The organism is Bradyrhizobium sp. 40, assembly GCF_023100925.1.
Taxonomy (GTDB): domain Bacteria; phylum Pseudomonadota; class Alphaproteobacteria; order Rhizobiales; family Xanthobacteraceae; genus Bradyrhizobium.
Genome location: NZ_CP064688.1, coordinates 6,963,687 through 6,979,577, shown reverse-complemented (window position 1 = coordinate 6,979,577; position 15,891 = coordinate 6,963,687). Strand labels below are relative to the sequence as shown.

Genomic DNA, 15,891 nt, shown 5'->3' with positions numbered 1-15,891 from the left:
CATGAATCCGATCTACTCACGCCGCCGCCGCAAGGACATCGTCGTCCGCGGGCTCTGCATCGCCGCAACCGCCTTCGGTGTCACCTGGCTCGCGTTGATCCTGATCACGCTGCTCTACAATGGCCTGGCGGGACTCAATGTCCAGCTGTTCACCGAGAACACGCCGCCACCGGGATCGAACGAGGGCGGCCTGCTCAACGCCATCGTCGGCTCGCTGATCATGACCGTGATCGGCGTCGGCATCGGCGCGCCGCTCGGCATGTTCGTCGGCACCTATCTCGCCGAATACGGCCGCAATGACCGGCTGACCTCGGTGATCCGCTTCATCAACGACATCCTGCTCTCGGCACCCTCGATCATCATCGGCCTGTTCATCTACGGCGCGGTGGTGGTGCCGATGCGCGGCTTCTCGGCGATCGCAGGCTCGCTCGCGCTCGCGGTCATCGTGATCCCGGTGGTGCTGCGCACGACCGAGGACATGCTGCTGCTGGTGCCGAACGCGTTGCGCGAGGCGGCCTCGGCGCTCGGCCTGCCGCGCTCGCTGGTGATCAAGCGGATCGCTTATCGCGCTGCCCGTTCGGGCCTCATCACCGGCGTGCTGCTCGCGACCGCCCGCGTCGCCGGTGAAACCGCGCCGCTGCTGTTCACCGCGCTGTCCAACCAGTTCTTCAGCCTCGGCCTAAACAAAACGATGGCGAACCTGCCGGTGACCATCAACAACTTCGTGCAGAGCCCCTATGCCTATTGGAAGCAGCTGGCCTGGAGCGGCGCGCTGCTCATCACCCTGACCGTTCTTGCCCTTAATATTTTCGCGCGCATCCTTGGCGCCGAGAGGACCGCAAAATGAGTGATCTTTCCGTATCGATGAGCGCGTCAGGTGGACTGCCGCACGCGGCAGTGCTGCCGGAGGCGCCCCCCAAGGTGACCGTGCGCAACCTGAACTTCTATTACGGCGAGCACCATGCGCTGAAGAACATCAACCTGACGCTCGGCGCCAACCGTGTCACGGCGTTCATCGGTCCGTCAGGCTGCGGCAAGTCGACCCTGCTGCGCATCTTCAACCGGATGTACGACCTCTATCCCGGTCAGCGCGCCACCGGTCAGCTCATGCTCGACCAGACCAACATCCTCGACGGCAAGCTGGACCTCAATCTGCTGCGCGCCCGCGTCGGCATGGTGTTCCAGAAACCGACGCCGTTCCCGATGACGATCTACGAGAACATCGCGTTCGGCATCCGTCTTTATGAGAAGATCTCGAAGTCCGAAATGGACGGCCGCGTCGAGAAGGCGCTGCGCGGCGGCGCGCTGTGGAACGAGGTCAAGGACAAGCTCAACGCCTCCGGCCTGTCGCTCTCCGGCGGCCAGCAGCAGCGCCTCTGCATCGCCCGCACCGTCGCGGTGCGGCCCGAGGTGATCCTGTTCGACGAACCCTGTTCGGCGCTCGACCCGATCTCGACCGCCAAGGTCGAGGAGCTGATCCAGGAGCTGTCCGAGGATTACACGATCGCGATCGTCACCCACAACATGCAGCAGGCGGCGCGCGTCTCCGACAAGACCGCCTTCATGTATCTCGGCGAGTTGATCGAGTTCGACGACACCAGCAAGATCTTCACGTCGCCGTCCGACCGGCGCACGCAGGATTACATCACCGGCCGGTTCGGCTAGGAGACGCGACATGGGTTCTGAACATACCGCAAAGGCCTTCGACACCGACCTCCAGGAACTCACGCGCCTGGTCGCCGAGATGGGTGGCATCGCCGAGCGCATGATCGTCGAGTCCGTCGACGCATTGATCCGCCGCGACGTCCCGCTCGGCCAGCGCGTCGTCGCCATCGACACTGAACTCGACGCGCTGCAGAAGCGCATCGAGGAACGCGCGGTGCTCACCATCGCCCGGCGCCAGCCAATGGCGGTCGATCTGCGCGAGATCGTCGGCGCCATGCGCGTCGCGACCGATCTCGAGCGCATCGGCGACCTCGCCAAGAACATGGGCAAGCGCGTTGCGGCGCTGGAGACGGACTTCCATCCGCTCAAGCTGTTCCGCGGCCTCGAGCACATGACCGACCTCGTGCAGCAGCAAGTCAAGTCGGTGCTGGACGCTTATGCCGCGCATGATTTGCCGGCGGCGATGGCGGTGTGGAAGGGTGACGAGGAAGTCGACGCCATCTGCACCTCGCTGTTCCGCGAGCTCCTCACCTACATGATGGAGGATCCGCGCAACATCTCGTTCTGTATTCACCTGATGTTCTGCGCCAAGAATATCGAGCGGATCGGCGACCACGCCACCAACATCGCCGAGACCGTGTTCTACATGATTGAGGGCCAGGCGATCACCGACAAGCGGCCGAAGGGCGACATGACGACCTTCGCCAACACGGTACCGAACACCTGAAGACTTAAGGGAGCGACGACCCGATGGGCGCACGCATTATGGTGGTTGAGGACGAGGAAGCCCTGACCGAGCTTCTCCGCTACAACCTCGAAGGCGACGGCTATGACGTCGAGACGGTGATGCGCGGCGACGACGCCGACACCCGCCTCAAGGAGCACATCCCCGATCTGATCGTGCTCGACTGGATGCTGCCGGGCCTGTCAGGCATCGAGTTGTGCCGGCGGCTTCGCACCCGTCCCGAGACCAAGCAGCTCCCGATCATCATGCTCACCGCGCGCGGCGAGGAGAGCGAGCGGGTGCGGGGTCTTGCGACCGGCGCCGACGATTACATCGTCAAGCCATTCTCGGTGCCGGAGCTGCTGGCGCGCGTGAAAGGCCTGCTGCGGCGCGCAAGCCCGGAGCGGCTCGCCACCGTCCTTGCTTTTGGCGACATCGAGCTCGACCGCGACAAGCGCCGCGTGGCGCGCTCGGGCCGGCCGATCGATCTCGGTCCGACCGAATATCGCCTGCTGGAGTTCTTCCTGGAGCATCCGGGACGGGTGTTCTCGCGCGAGCAACTGCTCGACAGCGTCTGGGGCCGCGACATCTATATCGACGAGCGTACCGTCGACGTGCATATCGGCCGCCTGCGCAAGCTGCTCAATCTCGGCCGCGAGCAGGACCCGATCCGCACCGTCCGCGGCGCCGGTTACGCGCTGGATGATCGGTTTGCCAAGGCGGAGCAGGTATAGGGTTGCAGCCTTGTTTGTTGGCAAGCTGTCCCGAATTCTTCGACGTCGTCCCGGACAAGCGAGCGCTGATCCGGGACCCATAACCACCGAACGTGGTTTGGCGAAGACTCGGAGCGACCCCTTTCGCACGGCAACTGCGCGCTCGGAGTATGGGTCCCGGCCCCCCGCGCGCAATTGCGCACTAGGCCGGGACGAGACTGAAATCGTTGAGCCGTCTTCGCGCGACGACTTGCCGTAATTACCGCGGCCCCGGCTTCACCGGTGCACGCCGCCGATCCGACGCCGGCTGGTACGCGACGCGCGAGTGCTGGGCGCAATAGGGCAGGCCGGACAGCGCCCGTCCACCGCAGAAGAAGAAGTCCGGGCTTGAGGGATCGCCGACCGGCCAGTGGCAGGTCGCCTCGTTCAATTCCAGCAGCGACAGCCGCTGGCTCATCGGCACCACGTTGTCATAGGTGACCGGATCCGGCTCAGCCTCGACCTCGAAGGCCTGCGCCAGCGCGGTGTTGCCGCGCGAGATCGGGCGGCTCACCCGCATCATGTGCTGCGCGGGGCGCGCCTTGCGCGGGCGCGGCGCTGCCGATGAAGGGCTCTTGGCGCGGCCCGAAAGGCCGAGCCTGTGCACTTTGCCGATCACGGCATTGCGGGTCACATTGCCGAGCTCCGCCGCGATCTGGCTGGCCGAAAGTCCGGCCTCCCAGAGCTTTTTCAGCTGCTCGACGCGATCATCGGACCAGGTCAAAACCGTCATTGCACCCTTTCCCTCGCTGCGCGCCAGCCATCCTGGGGCCTCGCAGCGAATGCCTAAGCCTTCAAAAACCCGTGCCGCCAGAATCCCTTAAGGCTCGCCGGGCGCGTCTTGAACGCCCGAACGTTTACGCCGGTACATAAGGACTTAAAGATCAGAACCACTGCACGAGATGTCGTATCTGACAATCCAAACGCTACAATATGGCGTGACTCCCGCGCAAGAGTCCGCCGACTCGCTTCCACATGTTCCGTGACTAAATCCCGCAAAATCGGCACCGCAAGACTACGGATTCAGCGTTTCGCGAGGCTTTCCGGGCGGCATTGACACCCGTTTCACCAGGCCTAAGATAGTCGCGCGTGCCGCCCTCAAGAGGCGGCACGTTTCGTTTTCCGGGCCGGTCGATGGTGCGTTGCGCAATGCACGCTCACACCGTCCGCAACATTCAAGTGACCGTCATGACTAACAGCGCAGCGCCGCATTTGCTCCCCGTTTTCGCCAGGTCCGACCTCGGTTTCGAGCGTGGCGAAGGCTGCTGGCTGATCGCGACCAATGGCGAGCGCTATCTGGACTTCACCTCCGGCGTTGCGGTGAATGCGCTCGGCCATGCCCATCCGGCGCTGGTCGCGGCGTTGCAGGAGCAGGCCACGAAGCTCTGGCACATGTCGAACCTGTTCCAGAGCCCGGACGGCGAAAAGCTCGCCGCGCGCCTGTGCAATGAAAGTTTCGCGGAGTTCGTGTTCTTCTGCAATTCCGGCGCCGAAGCGCTGGAATGCGTGATCAAGGTCGTGCGCCGTTATCACGCCGCGAAGGGCCATCCCGACCGCTATCGCATGATCACCTTCGAAGGCGCCTTCCATGGCCGCACGCTGGCGACACTTGCCGCGACGGGTTCGGCAAAATATCTCGAAGGTTTCGGCCCCCCGATGGAGGGCTTCGACCAAGTTGCGCATGGCGATCTCGACGCGGTGAAAAAGGCGATCGGTCCGCAGACCGCCGGAATCCTGATCGAGCCGATCCAGGGCGAGGGCGGTGTGCGTTCGGCAACGCCCGCCTTCCTGAGGGCGTTGCGCCAGCTCTGCGACGAGAAGGGTCTGTTGCTCGCCTTCGACGAGGTGCAAACCGGCATGGGCCGCACCGGCGATCTGTTCGCGTACCGCCGCCTTGGCGTCGAACCCGACGTGATGTCGCTGGCCAAGGCGCTCGGCGGCGGCTTCCCGATCGGCGCCTGCCTTGCGACCGCGGAAGCGGCATCCGGCATGACGCCGGGCTCGCACGGCTCGACCTTCGGCGGCAATCCGCTCGCGATCTCGGCTGCGAATGCCGTGCTCGACGTCATGCTCAAGCCCGGCTTCTTCGATCACGTGCAGAGGATGTCGCTGCTGCTCAAGCAGAAGCTCGCCTCCGTGATCGACCGTCATGGCGATGTCGTCAGCGAAGTGCGCGGCGAGGGCCTCCTGATCGGCATCAAGGCCGTGGTGCCTTCCGGCGATCTCGTTGCCGCCTTGCGCGCAGAAAAGCTGCTCACCGTCGGTGCCGGCGACAATGTCGTGCGTTTCCTGCCGCCTTTGATCGTCACCGAAGCCGAGATCGAGGACAGCGTCGGGCGGCTCGAGCGCGCCTGCACCGCGTTATCCGGCAACAAGCGGGCGGCAAGCTGATGAGCAAGTCGCCCGATAATACACACGAGAAAACACCGAAGCACTTCCTCGATATCAACGAGCTGCCGCTGTCGGAGCTCAAGCGCATGCTCGCCGCGTCCACCGCGATGAAGGCGAAGCAGAAGGCGCATCAGCCGGTCAGGCCGCTCGAAGGCAAGACGCTGGCGATGATCTTCGAGCGCCCCTCGACGCGGACGCGGGTGTCTTTCGATGTTGCCATGCGCCAGCTCGGCGGCGAGCCCATCATGCTCACCGGTGCCGAGATGCAGCTCGGCCGCGGCGAGACCATCGCCGACACCGCGCGGGTGCTGTCGCGCTATGTCGACGCGATCATGATCCGCATCCTCAATCACGACGCCCTTCTGGAGCTTGCGGCGAACGCCACCGTGCCCGTCATCAACGGCCTGACGCGGCGCTCGCATCCCTGCCAGGTGATGGCCGACCTCATGACCTACGAGGAACATCGCGGCCCGATCGAGGGCAAGACGGTGGCCTGGACCGGAGACGACAACAACGTGCTGGCGTCCTGGGCGCACGCCGCCGAGCGCTTCAAATTCCAGCTCAATGTCGCGACTCCTCCGGAGCTCGCGCCGAAAAAAGCGATGCGCGACTTCATCAAGGCGACCGGCGCGCCGATCATGCTCGGCACGGATGCCGAAGCCGCCGTGCGCGGCGCCGATTGTGTCGTGACCGACACCTGGGTGTCGATGGGCGACAAAGAAGGCGAGCACCGGCACAACGTGCTCAAGCCCTATCAGGTCAATGCCCAGCTGATGTCGCTGGCCAAGCCGGATGCGCTGTTCATGCACTGCCTGCCCGCCCATCGCGGCGAGGAGGTCACCGATGAGGTAATCGACGGTCCGCAATCCGTCGTCTTCGACGAGGCCGAAAACCGCCTGCACGCGCAGAAGGGCATTCTGGCCTGGTGTTTCGACGCGGTGAAGTAGATCGACGCGGCGAGCTAACTTTCCGTCGTCCCGGCGAAGGCCGGGACCCATACCGCGGAATCTCTCTTGTGGCAGATCGGCGGAGGCAACGAGTTTTCGCCAAACCAATATTCGTGGTTATGGGTCCCGGCCTTCGCCGGGGCGACACCGAAGTTGCCGTATCATGATCAAACCAGTGTCCAGATGAGCTGCTCCGAACCCCTTCCAATTCCGCCTTCCGACCCCAGATAAAGCGCCATGGTTTCCCAATCCTCTGACATGAAAACCGGGCCCGAAGGCCCGGTTCGCGCGCCATCCGCGGTTCCGATTGATGACGCCGTGCTGCCCTACGAGGTCGACGCGCTCGATGTGCGCGGTCGGCTGGTGCGGCTTGGTCCGGCGCTCGACGAGATCCTGACCAAGCACGATTACCCGGCGCCGGTCGGCAAGCTGCTCGGCGAGGCCATCGTGCTGACCACGCTGCTCGGCTCGGCGCTGAAGTTCGAGGGCCGCTTCATCCTCCAGGCCCAGACCGACGGTCCGGTGTCGTTTCTGGTCGTGGACTATCAGGCGCCGGATCGTCTACGCGCCTATGCGCGCTACGACGCCGCGCGCCTCGGCGATGCAAAGGATTCCGGCGCGCTGCTGGGGCACGGTCATCTAGCCATGACCATCGACCAGGGCCCCGACATGAGCCGCTACCAGGGCCTGGTCGCGCTCGACGGCGGCAGCCTGGAAGACGCCGCTCACGAATATTTCCTGCGCTCCGAGCAGATCCCGACCCGCGTGCGCCTCGCCGTCGGCGAGGAATGGCGCTCGAACGACGGCGGCAAGCATCGCTGGCGCGCCGGCGGCATGCTGATGCAGTTCCTGCCGAAGGCGCCCGAGCGCGCGCGGCAGGCCGATCTGCATCCCGGCGATGCGCCCGAAGGCGTCGAGGTGCATGCCGTCGCTGAAGACGATGCTTGGGTCGAGGCGCGCTCGCTGATCGAGACCGTCGAAGATGTCGAGCTGATCGATCCGGAGCTGTCCGGCGAGCGGCTGCTCTACCGTCTGTTCCACGAACGCGGCGTGCGCGTGTTCAATCCGCTGCCCTTGAAGGCGCAATGCTCCTGCTCGCGCGACGCGGTGGCATCGATGCTGAAGAGCTTTTCGTCCGACGATCGTGCCGCGATGGTCAAGGACGACAAGGTCGTCGTGACCTGCGAGTTCTGCAGCTCGGTGTACGAGTTCACACCGGACGAGGCGGGCGTCGAGGACGCGTAGCGCGGTGCTGTAGTGCCGGAGGGCGGGTAAAGCGAAGCGTGCCCACCATCTCAGACCCTAATTCAACACCCGCTTGTTGTCCGGGCTGTCCAGCGAGAACGTCGGCACGTCGATCTCGAAGCGCTCGCCGGTTGCGCTGACCATCTGGTAGCGGCCGGTCATGAAGCCCGAGGCGGTCGTGAGCGGCACGCCGGAGGTGTATTCGAAGCGTTCGCCGGGGGCGAGCGTCGGCTGCTCGCCGACGACGCCCTCGCCCTTCACCTCCTGCTGCCGGCCGGTGGCGTCGGTGATGATCCAGTGCCGCGTCTTGAGCTGCACGGTCTCGTCGCCGGAATTGGTGATGACGATGGTGTAGGACCAGAAATAGCGGGAGCGGTCGGCCGACGACTGCTCCGGAACAAAGTTCGGCTCGACGGTCACTTCGATCTGGCGGGTCACGGCGCGGTACATGATTGCCATCATACCGAAATCTGCTCGGGAACCAAACGCCGGAGGCGGTTCTGGCGACATCGTCCCGCCAGAATTCGCAGGGAAGTACACGTCCAAGTGTCTTTGCATGTGATCCGGGCGCTTTGCGAGATGACGGCCGGACCGGTACACTCCTTGCCACGTCGCGATTTGCGGAAGGGTTTTTAGCCCCCGATGACCATTGCCGACCAAGTGACGGGATCGACGATCGCGGGAACCGCCAAACCTGTGGAGGTCAAATCCGCGGGTGCAAAGCCGCGCGCGGCATCGCCGGCCATTTCGCTGCCCGCCATCGGCGAGCGCGAGCTCCGGCTCGACCTGTTCCGCGGCCTGGCACTGTGGCTGATCTTCATCGACCATTTGCCGCCGAGCCTTCTGACCTGGTTCACGATCCGCAATTACGGCTTCAGCGACGCCACCGAGATCTTCATCTTCATCTCCGGCTATACCGCCGCCTTCGTCTACGGTCGGGCGATGCTGGAGTCCGGCATCGTCGTCGCCACCGCGCGCATCCTGCGGCGCGTCTGGCAGATCTATGTCGCCCACGTCTTCCTCTTCACGATCTTCCTTGCCGAAATCTCCTACGTCGCGACCAGGTTCGAGAACCCGCTCTATACCGAAGAGATGGGCATCATGGATTTCCTCAAGCAGCCCGACGTCACGATCGTGCAGGCGCTGCTGCTGCGCTTCCGTCCCGTCAACATGGACGTGCTGCCGCTCTACATCGTGCTGATGCTGGCGCTGCCCTTGATCCTGTGGCTGATGAAATGGCGCCCCGACGTGACGCTCGGCCTCTCCGTCGCGCTCTACGCGGTGACCTGGGAATACGATCTCTATCTGTCGGCCTATCCAAACGGCTTCTGGGCCTTCAATCCCTTCGCCTGGCAATTGCTGTTCGTGTTCGGGGCATGGTGCGCGCTCGGGGGTGCGCGACGGATGTCGCACATTCTCGCTTCGCGGGTGACGATGTGGATCGCGATCGCCTATCTGGTCGCGGCATTCTACGTGACGCTGACCTGGTATGTGCCGCAGCTCTCCCACTTCATGCCGAAGCGGCTCGAGCAGTGGATGTATCCGATCGACAAGGCCGACCTCGACGTGCTGCGCTTCACGCATTTCCTGGCGCTGGCCGCGCTCACCGTGCGCGTCCTGCCCCGGGACTGGCCGGGCCTGAAATCGCCCTGGCTGCGGCCGCTGATCCTGTGCGGCTCGCATTCCCTGGAGATATTCTGTCTTGGCGTCTTCCTAGCCTTTGCCGGCCATTTCATCCTGGCCGAAGTCTCGGGCGGCCCAGTGATGCATGCGCTAATTAGTCTCTCCGGAATCCTGATCATGTGGGCCATGGCCTGGCTGATTTCGTGGTACAAGCGGGTGGCTGACAAGAGCGGTTCGAAAACCAAAAGCGCCGTCGGCAGCGCCGATATGGCGGGAGGGGGCTGATGAAGGCGAAGGTTTTCCTGAGCCTGATCCTGCTGTGCGGTGGTCTCGCCGCGCCTCCGGCGCGTGCGGACGATGCTGCGCCTGCTTCTTCGGCCGCGCCTGCTGCTTCGGCGGCACCTGCTGCTTCAGCCGCGCCCGCAGCCTGCGAATTGCCGTCCTATCTGCTCACCAGCGAAAGCCAGCTTCCCAAGGTCGCCGATGCCATCAAGGCCGGCAAGCCGCTCGAAATCCTGGTCATCGGCAGCCGCTCGACCACGATTCCGGCCTCCGAGGACGCTTCTTATCCGGCGCGGATGCAGGCCATCCTGAAGGAGAAGCTGCCGCCGACCGAGACTGTGCACGTCTCCGTAGAAATACAGAGCAAGAAAACGGCCGAGGAGGCGGCCGCCAGCTTCGTTAAGCTGATGGAAGCAAAAGCGCCTACTTTGGTCATCTGGCAGACCGGGACCGTGGATGCTATTCGAGCCATTGATCCCGACGATTTTCGTGGCGCGGTGACCGAAGGGGTTGTTGCGTTGCAAAAGGCAGGGGCTGACGTCGTCTTGATGAATCTGCAGTACAGTCCGCGTACCGAAACCATGATCTCGGTGCCGCCATACCTCGACAATATGCGGGTGGTGGCGCAGGAGCACGACATTCCGCTGTTCGATCGTTTCGCGATCATGCGGCAGTGGAATGATCAGGGGCAGTTCGACCTGTTCAGCCCGTCGCGCGGGCCCGAGCTGGCGAAACAGGTCCATGATTGCCTTGGCCGGGCGTTGGCACAGTTCGTGATCGACGCTGCCCATCTGGAGCCGGCCCAGCAGCAAAATTGAGGTCTAGCGTTAATGAGTTCTCTCCGCCCTTTTTGCCTGACGGCATGGCTGGCTGTGCCCGCAGCAGCGCTGCTGCTGTTGCTGAGTCCGGCCTCGCAGTCGCACGCGCAGACGCAGGCCGCGCAGGCAACGCCGGCCCCGCAGCAGTCGGCTGATCCGGCTCCCGCTTCGCCGCCCCAGACCGCCGTCGCAGCGACATCCCCGGAGCAGCGCGGCATCACCGCGCGCGCCATCGACAAGGTGAAGCAGGTCGCGAAATCCGCCGGCGACATCTTTAGCCGCGTCCCCTGCCTGTCGCCGAAGGGCGGCGCGAAGGCAATGGGCTCGCTGCCGCATGTCGCGGGCAAGCTCGTCGCCGGCCAGCCCGTCGTCATCGTCGCATTCGGCTCGTCGTCGACCGCGGGATTCGGCGCGAGCTCGCCGGAGTTCAACTATCCCAATCGCCTTGCCGCGCAGCTGCACCGGCACTATCCGACTGCCGACATCACCGTCGTCAATGCCGGCGTCGGCGGCGAGGACGCACCCGAGATGATGAAGCGCCTCCAGAAAGAGGTGATCGACGTGCATCCGGATCTGGTGATCTGGCAGGTCGGCACCAATGCCGTGCTGCGCAATCTCGATCCCGGCGATACCGCCAAACTGGTCGAGGACGGCATCAGCCGCATCCAGGCTGCCGGCGGCACTGACGTCGTGCTGGTCGATCCGCAATATTCGCCCGCCGTCAACCAGCGCGCGGACAGCGCCGGCAAGATGGTGAAGTTGCTCGGCAAGGTCGCCGAGCTTCGTCATGTCGGCATCTTCCCGCGCTTCGAGGTGATGCGCGACTGGCACGAGAAGCAGTCGATTCCGGTCGAGAGCTTCGTGATCGCCGACGGCCTGCACATGAACGATTGGGGCTACGCCTGCTTCGCCCAGCTCCTCGGCGACGACATCATCCGCTCTGTCGGCCAGATCAAGCTCGGCGTCAACGTGCCCGCGGACGTGCGGACCTATCGGCCGATGTAAGCATCGGTGCGTAGGGTGGGCGAAGGCGCGCTCTTCGCGCGCCGTGCCCACCATCCATCGGCGCTGCCATCGTGAATGGTGGGCACGCTTCGCTTTGACCACCCCACGATGTCGAATGCGTGGCTACGCCTTCTCCAGCGCCGCGGTCAGATCCTCGATCAGATCGTCCGCGTGCTCAAGCCCCGCCGAGAAGCGGATGAAGCCCTCGCTGATGCCGAGCGCGGCGCGGTCCTCCGGCTTGAGGCGCTGATGCGTCGTCGTTGCCGGATGCGTGACGAGGCTCTTGGCGTCGCCGAGATTGTTCGAGATCTTGGCGAGCTTGAGCTCGTTGAGCACGCGGAACGCCGCCTGCTTGCCGCCCTTGACCTCGAGGCCGACCAGCGTCGAGCCGCCGCGCATCTGCTTCTTCACCAATGCGGCCTGCGGATGATCGGCGCGGCCGGGGAACACCAGCCGTGAAATCTTCGGATGGCTCGCCAGCACGTCCGCGATGCGCGCCGCCGTCTCGGTCTGCGCGCGCACGCGCACGGCGAGCGTCTCCAGGCCCTTGAGCAGGACCCACGCGTTGAACGGCGAGATCGACGGGCCGGTCTGGCGCATGAAATTGTGGATGTGCTCGGCGATGAACGCTTCCGAGGACAGGATGATGCCGCCGAGACAGCGGCCCTGGCCATCGATGTGCTTGGTCGCGGAATAGACCACGACGTCGGCGCCGAGCGCGAGCGGGCTCTGCCAGATCGGAGTGGCGAACACGTTGTCGACGACGAGCCGCGCGCCGCCGCTGTGCGCGATCTCTGCGATGCCGGGAATGTCGAGTACATCCAGCGTCGGGTTGGTCGGGCTCTCCAGGAAAAACGTCTTGGTGTTCGGCTTCATGGCGCGCTGCCACTGGTCGAGATCGAGGCCGTCGACCAGCGTGGTCTCGATGCCGTAGCGCGGCAGCAAATCCTGCACGACGTAGAGACACGAGCCGAACAGCGCGCGCGAGGCCACGACGTGATCGCCGGCCTTGAGCGGCGCCAGGATCGCGGTCGTCACCGCGGCCATGCCGGTCGCGGCGGAACGTGCCGCTTCGGCGCCTTCGAGCTCGATCATGCGCCGCTCGAACATCGAGATGGTCGGATTGGAGTAGCGTGAATAGATGAAGCCGGGGTCCTCGCCCTTGAACCGCGCCTCGCACTCCTCGGCGCTGTTGTAGACGTAGCCCTGGGTCAGGAACAGCGACTCCGACGTCTCGCCATATTGCGAGCGCAGGGTGCCGGAATGGACCAGGCGGGTTTCGGGACGGTAGGACGCGGTGGACGCCGGGGACTTCGACATAGGACCTCCTGAAGTGACCATCGAAAATGGTCACAAAAAAACCGGCCTGGAATATCTCCACGGGCCGGGATCACAGAGGTCCCCGGCCTGTTTAGCGACTTATTTAACGTGGCTGCAAGCCGGCCGGCTCAAATCACCACGGGATAAGTCATGCTCATATTCCGCAATGCCCTTTCCGTCAAGACGTCCATCGGATAGCCGTAAAACGCTCATATTTCCCGCATGTCGGGATGTGTTTGATCCCTGATGAGGACCCCGGGTTGACGTTCACGGTCGCCGCCGACGCCAATGGTATCCTGCCCGACCGCATGATCGCGGCGATGGCGGAGGGTGGTCTCATCCTGCCCGCTTACGACTTCGTCGAAAGCCAGATCCAGCCGGCGAGCCTCGATTTGCGCCTCGGCGACATTGCCTATCGCGTTCGCGCCAGCTTCCTGCCCGGTCCCGGCGCCACCGTCGCCGAGCGCATTGACGAGTTGAAGCTGCATGAGTTCAGCCTCGCCGACGGCGCGGTGCTGGAGACCAACTGCGTCTACATCGTGCCGCTGCTCGAAAGCCTCGCGCTGCCGCCGGAGATCGTCGCGGCCGCCAACCCGAAAAGCTCGACCGGCCGGCTCGACGTCTTCACCCGCGTGATCGCCGACGGCACCCGCCGCTTCGACATGATCGGTGCCGGCTATCACGGTCCGCTCTATGCCGAGATCAGTCCGAAGACGTTCCCAGTGCTGGTCAGCGAGGGCTCGCGCCTGAGCCAGGTGCGCTTCCGCACCGGCGACGCCATCCTCAACATCGACGATCTCGAGGCGCTGCATGCGACCGAGCGTCTCGTCGATATCGATGACGCCGATCTCACCGGCGGCGTCGCCGTCTCGGTTGATCTTTCCGGCGAAAAGAGCGGCGGCTTCGTCGGCTACCGCGCCAAGCGCCACACCGGCGTCATCGACGTCGATCGCCGCGCCGGCTATTCCGTCGAGGAGTTCTGGGAGCCGATCTCGGCCCGCCCCGACGGCAGCCTGATCCTCGATCCCGGCGAGTTCTATATCCTCGCGTCGAAAGAGGCCGTGCAGGTGCCGCCCGATTACGCCGCGGAGATGGTGCCGTTCGATCCGTTGGTCGGTGAGTTCCGCGTGCATTATGCCGGATTCTTCGATCCCGGCTTCGGTTATGCCGGCGCCGGCGGGTTGGGGTCGCGCGCCGTGCTCGAAGTGCGCTCGCGCGAGGTGCCGTTCATCCTCGAGCACGGCCAGATCGTCGGCCGCCTGGTCTACGAGAAGATGCTGGCCCGCCCCGACGCCATGTACGGCCAGCGCATCGGCTCGAACTACCAGGCGCAGGGGCTGAAGCTGAGCAAGCATTTCCGGGTGTAGCGATCACCCGTCGCCCGGATGGAGCGCAAGCGTCATCCGGGAAAGTCTCACTTGTGGCACGATCCCGGCTTACGCTGTGCTCCATCCGGGCCACCAGGTGCTGACATGACCAATCCATCCCAACTCGACGCATACATCCTCGACGACGTCGCCGATGCGCTGATCTATTCGGATCGCGCCGGCACCATCATGCGCTGGAATCGCGCATCGTCCGCACTGTTCGGCTTCTCCGCGGACGAAGCGCTGGGCCAGAATCTCGACCTGATCATTCCCGAACATCTGCGCGCCGCGCACTGGAAGGGTTTCGAGGCCGCACTAGCCAGCGGCGCGATGAAGCTTGCGGGCAAGCCGACACTGACCCGCGCGCTGCACAAGGACGGGCGCAAGCTCTACATCGAGATGACCTTTGCGCTGGTGCGGGACGCCGCTGGAGTGGTGCAGGGGTCGGTGGCGATGGCACGCGACGTCACCGACCGCGTCGAGCGCGAGCGTGCCGCCAGAGTTGCGCAAAATTCGTGATGCGGAATTGGCGAGCCCGCGTGCAGGGCGCCCTGCATGCGGCTCAGCTTGTCCGTCGCCGGCTGCGGTGACACACTCGATCAAAACAACGATCGGGAGCGAACATGGCCGCTGCATCTGACCCCGCGCAGGAAGCTCAATGGAAACGCTGGCGCGCGGTTGCCGATCTCTATCACGCCTATTTCACCGGCTTGATCCTCACCGTGGTCACACGTCGCGGCACGGCAGATGCCGCGGAGTTCGTCTTTCGCGTGTTCCGCCGCCAGCAGCAGGAGCGCTTCCTGCCGGGGCTGGAGAAGCTCGGGCTGAGCCATCTGCCGCCAGCAGTCGCCGCCGCGCAATATCACTACCTCTCGAACTGGATCGGCGGCGTGCACGTCGAATACATGTATGAGAGCGACCGCAAAGCCTGGATCCGCTATCCGCCACCGCGCTGGATCTGGAAAGGCACTGCCATCTGCGGCGTGCCGGGCGAAGTCTCGCGCGCGATGCTGCGCGGCTGGCACGCCAACAACGGCGTGGCGCTCGGCGATACCAGATTGGGGTTCGTCTGCACCAAGCAGAGCGTCGACGGCCAGGATGGGCTCGAAGGCTACTATTATCAATATGACCATCCCCTCGAGCTCGACCAGCGCCTCGTGTTCGCGCGGCATCTCGAAGCGCCGCTGTTCGATGCTGCCGCGGCTCCGGCATTGCCGGTCGCAAGCTGGCCAAGACCGCGACTGGACAAAGCCTATCGCAATTATGCGATGGAATATGTGCGCACCGCCGCGCCAGTGATGGTGCAGCTGTTCGGACCGGAGGATGCCGGCTATCTCCTGCACCTCACGGGCAAGCTGATCGGGATGCAATATTTTGACGAGATCGCTGCGGCGCTGTCGGTGGGCCGCGGCGGTGCGAGCGAATTCGCGACGTTCCTCAACGCGCTGTTTGTCGCGCAGGACGATGTGGCTGAGACGACGCAATCCGAAGGCACGTTCGAAATCCGTCAGCAGAGCTGGAAGTTGATGGACGGCGTCGCCGATCACCACCCCGCTTGCGCCAAGGTGCTGGCGGGGTTGTTCGAAGGGCTCGCGGCCGGATGCGGGCGGCACATCGGCGTGCACATGCGCCCGGCCGCGGGGGGCCGGCCCCCGCTGATCTGGACGGTCGGCTGATGTCACCGACCGAAATGCGCTGCCGCAGGGCACGCCTGCATCAGGCGCAGAAGGAATCGGCAATTGCCGTGCTAAC

16 protein-coding genes and 1 riboswitch are annotated in these 15,891 nt (G+C 64.5%); of the genes, 13 read left to right on the top strand and 3 right to left on the bottom strand.

Annotation, left to right across the window (positions count from 1 at the left end):
• The first annotated feature begins 1 nt into the window (after nucleotide 1).
• The 4 genes from pstA to phoB are packed head-to-tail and all read left to right on the top strand — an operon-like array spanning nucleotide 2 to nucleotide 3,123.
• Nucleotides 2-847 carry a phosphate ABC transporter permease PstA gene (gene pstA / locus IVB40_RS33475; protein WP_247817559.1) on the top strand — a complete coding sequence of 282 codons (846 nt, stop codon included), beginning with the start codon at nucleotides 2-4 and terminating at the stop codon, nucleotides 845-847.
• On the top strand, nucleotides 844-1,665 hold the full coding sequence (pstB, locus tag IVB40_RS33470) for a phosphate ABC transporter ATP-binding protein PstB (protein WP_027565896.1): 822 nt from the start codon (nucleotides 844-846) through the stop codon (nucleotides 1,663-1,665). Before pstA ends, pstB begins: the two co-directional genes overlap by 4 nt.
• A gap of 10 nt (nucleotides 1,666-1,675) precedes the next feature.
• Nucleotides 1,676-2,392, top strand: coding sequence for a phosphate signaling complex protein PhoU (gene phoU, locus IVB40_RS33465; protein ID WP_018456067.1), 717 nt, complete (start codon nucleotides 1,676-1,678; stop codon nucleotides 2,390-2,392).
• A 23-nt stretch (nucleotides 2,393-2,415) separates the two neighbouring features.
• Nucleotides 2,416-3,123, top strand: a complete 708-nt coding sequence (gene phoB, locus IVB40_RS33460) for a phosphate regulon transcriptional regulator PhoB (protein WP_007597871.1) — start codon at nucleotides 2,416-2,418, stop codon at nucleotides 3,121-3,123.
• A gap of 238 nt (nucleotides 3,124-3,361) precedes the next feature.
• Here phoB and IVB40_RS33455 read toward each other — a convergent pair whose 3' ends face one another.
• Nucleotides 3,362-3,874, bottom strand: a complete 513-nt coding sequence (locus IVB40_RS33455; protein ID WP_007597869.1) for a GcrA family cell cycle regulator — start codon at nucleotides 3,872-3,874, stop codon at nucleotides 3,362-3,364.
• Nucleotides 3,875-4,329: 455 nt separating this feature from the next.
• On the opposite strand from IVB40_RS33455, the gene IVB40_RS33450 reads away from it, so the two are divergent.
• The 3 genes from IVB40_RS33450 (at nucleotide 4,330) to IVB40_RS33440 (ending at nucleotide 7,724) form a co-directional block, all read left to right on the top strand.
• The gene (locus tag IVB40_RS33450) at nucleotides 4,330-5,532 is read left to right on the top strand and encodes an aspartate aminotransferase family protein (protein WP_247404445.1); all 1,203 of its coding nucleotides are present in this window, start codon (nucleotides 4,330-4,332) and stop codon (nucleotides 5,530-5,532) included.
• Complete coding sequence (gene argF, locus IVB40_RS33445; protein WP_247426910.1) at nucleotides 5,532-6,479, top strand: ornithine carbamoyltransferase; 948 nt, start codon at nucleotides 5,532-5,534, stop codon at nucleotides 6,477-6,479. Before IVB40_RS33450 ends, argF begins: the two co-directional genes overlap by 1 nt.
• A 237-nt stretch (nucleotides 6,480-6,716) precedes the next feature.
• The gene (locus IVB40_RS33440; protein WP_247817557.1) at nucleotides 6,717-7,724 is read left to right on the top strand and encodes an Hsp33 family molecular chaperone; all 1,008 of its coding nucleotides are present in this window, start codon (nucleotides 6,717-6,719) and stop codon (nucleotides 7,722-7,724) included.
• A 57-nt stretch (nucleotides 7,725-7,781) separates the two neighbouring features.
• On the opposite strand, the gene apaG is transcribed toward IVB40_RS33440, so the two are convergent.
• Entirely contained in the window at nucleotides 7,782-8,186 is a 405-nt protein-coding gene (gene apaG / locus IVB40_RS33435) for a Co2+/Mg2+ efflux protein ApaG (protein WP_106941285.1), read from the bottom strand.
• Nucleotides 8,187-8,366: 180 nt separating this feature from the next.
• Between apaG and IVB40_RS33430 the strand changes: the two genes are divergently transcribed.
• From IVB40_RS33430 to IVB40_RS33420, 3 genes are read left to right on the top strand one after another with little or no spacing between them, the layout of a single operon-like run.
• Nucleotides 8,367-9,632: an OpgC domain-containing protein gene (locus tag IVB40_RS33430; RefSeq protein ID WP_247285326.1), complete on the top strand. Its 1,266-nt coding sequence runs from the start codon at nucleotides 8,367-8,369 to the stop codon at nucleotides 9,630-9,632.
• Nucleotides 9,632-10,447, top strand: coding sequence for an SGNH/GDSL hydrolase family protein (locus tag IVB40_RS33425; protein WP_247404441.1), 816 nt, complete (start codon nucleotides 9,632-9,634; stop codon nucleotides 10,445-10,447). The genes IVB40_RS33430 and IVB40_RS33425 overlap by 1 nt, the downstream gene beginning before the upstream one ends.
• A 12-nt stretch (nucleotides 10,448-10,459) precedes the next feature.
• Nucleotides 10,460-11,452 (top strand): SGNH/GDSL hydrolase family protein, encoded by a 993-nt coding sequence (locus tag IVB40_RS33420; RefSeq protein ID WP_247817555.1) that lies wholly within the window; start codon nucleotides 10,460-10,462, stop codon nucleotides 11,450-11,452.
• A gap of 123 nt (nucleotides 11,453-11,575) precedes the next feature.
• On the opposite strand, the gene IVB40_RS33415 is transcribed toward IVB40_RS33420, so the two are convergent.
• Nucleotides 11,576-12,772 carry an O-succinylhomoserine sulfhydrylase gene (locus IVB40_RS33415; protein WP_247357614.1) on the bottom strand — a complete coding sequence of 399 codons (1,197 nt, stop codon included), beginning with the start codon at nucleotides 12,770-12,772 and terminating at the stop codon, nucleotides 11,576-11,578.
• Nucleotides 12,773-12,842: 70 nt separating this feature from the next.
• Nucleotides 12,843-12,922, bottom strand: a riboswitch (SAM riboswitch).
• Between the two features lie 110 nt (nucleotides 12,923-13,032).
• Between IVB40_RS33415 and IVB40_RS33410 the strand changes: the two genes are divergently transcribed.
• From IVB40_RS33410 to IVB40_RS33400, 3 genes are all read left to right on the top strand, one after another.
• Nucleotides 13,033-14,139, top strand: coding sequence for a 2'-deoxycytidine 5'-triphosphate deaminase (locus IVB40_RS33410; protein WP_027565888.1), 1,107 nt, complete (start codon nucleotides 13,033-13,035; stop codon nucleotides 14,137-14,139).
• A gap of 105 nt (nucleotides 14,140-14,244) precedes the next feature.
• Nucleotides 14,245-14,658, top strand: coding sequence for a PAS domain S-box protein (locus IVB40_RS33405; protein ID WP_247817554.1), 414 nt, complete (start codon nucleotides 14,245-14,247; stop codon nucleotides 14,656-14,658).
• 104 nt (nucleotides 14,659-14,762) lie between these two features.
• Entirely contained in the window at nucleotides 14,763-15,815 is a 1,053-nt protein-coding gene (locus IVB40_RS33400) for a hypothetical protein (RefSeq protein WP_247817552.1), read from the top strand.
• The last annotated feature ends 76 nt before the right edge of the window (nucleotides 15,816-15,891 follow it).

Bases quoted from the DNA above. Each gene is read 5' to 3' on its own strand.
- pstA (WP_247817559.1), top strand. From the start codon at position 2: ATGAATCCGATCTACTCACGCCGCCGCCGCAAGGACATCGTCGTCCGC.
- pstB (WP_027565896.1), top strand. From the start codon at position 844: ATGAGTGATCTTTCCGTATCGATGAGCGCGTCAGGTGGACTGCCGCAC.
- phoU (WP_018456067.1), top strand. From the start codon at position 1,676: ATGGGTTCTGAACATACCGCAAAGGCCTTCGACACCGACCTCCAGGAA.
- phoB (WP_007597871.1), top strand. From the start codon at position 2,416: ATGGGCGCACGCATTATGGTGGTTGAGGACGAGGAAGCCCTGACCGAG.
- IVB40_RS33455 (WP_007597869.1), bottom strand. From the start codon at position 3,874: ATGACGGTTTTGACCTGGTCCGATGATCGCGTCGAGCAGCTGAAAAAG.
- IVB40_RS33450 (WP_247404445.1), top strand. From the start codon at position 4,330: ATGACTAACAGCGCAGCGCCGCATTTGCTCCCCGTTTTCGCCAGGTCC.
- argF (WP_247426910.1), top strand. From the start codon at position 5,532: ATGAGCAAGTCGCCCGATAATACACACGAGAAAACACCGAAGCACTTC.
- IVB40_RS33440 (WP_247817557.1), top strand. From the start codon at position 6,717: ATGGTTTCCCAATCCTCTGACATGAAAACCGGGCCCGAAGGCCCGGTT.
- apaG (WP_106941285.1), bottom strand. From the start codon at position 8,186: ATGATGGCAATCATGTACCGCGCCGTGACCCGCCAGATCGAAGTGACC.
- IVB40_RS33430 (WP_247285326.1), top strand. From the start codon at position 8,367: ATGACCATTGCCGACCAAGTGACGGGATCGACGATCGCGGGAACCGCC.
- IVB40_RS33425 (WP_247404441.1), top strand. From the start codon at position 9,632: ATGAAGGCGAAGGTTTTCCTGAGCCTGATCCTGCTGTGCGGTGGTCTC.
- IVB40_RS33420 (WP_247817555.1), top strand. From the start codon at position 10,460: ATGAGTTCTCTCCGCCCTTTTTGCCTGACGGCATGGCTGGCTGTGCCC.
- IVB40_RS33415 (WP_247357614.1), bottom strand. From the start codon at position 12,772: ATGTCGAAGTCCCCGGCGTCCACCGCGTCCTACCGTCCCGAAACCCGC.
- IVB40_RS33405 (WP_247817554.1), top strand. From the start codon at position 14,245: ATGACCAATCCATCCCAACTCGACGCATACATCCTCGACGACGTCGCC.
- IVB40_RS33400 (WP_247817552.1), top strand. From the start codon at position 14,763: ATGGCCGCTGCATCTGACCCCGCGCAGGAAGCTCAATGGAAACGCTGG.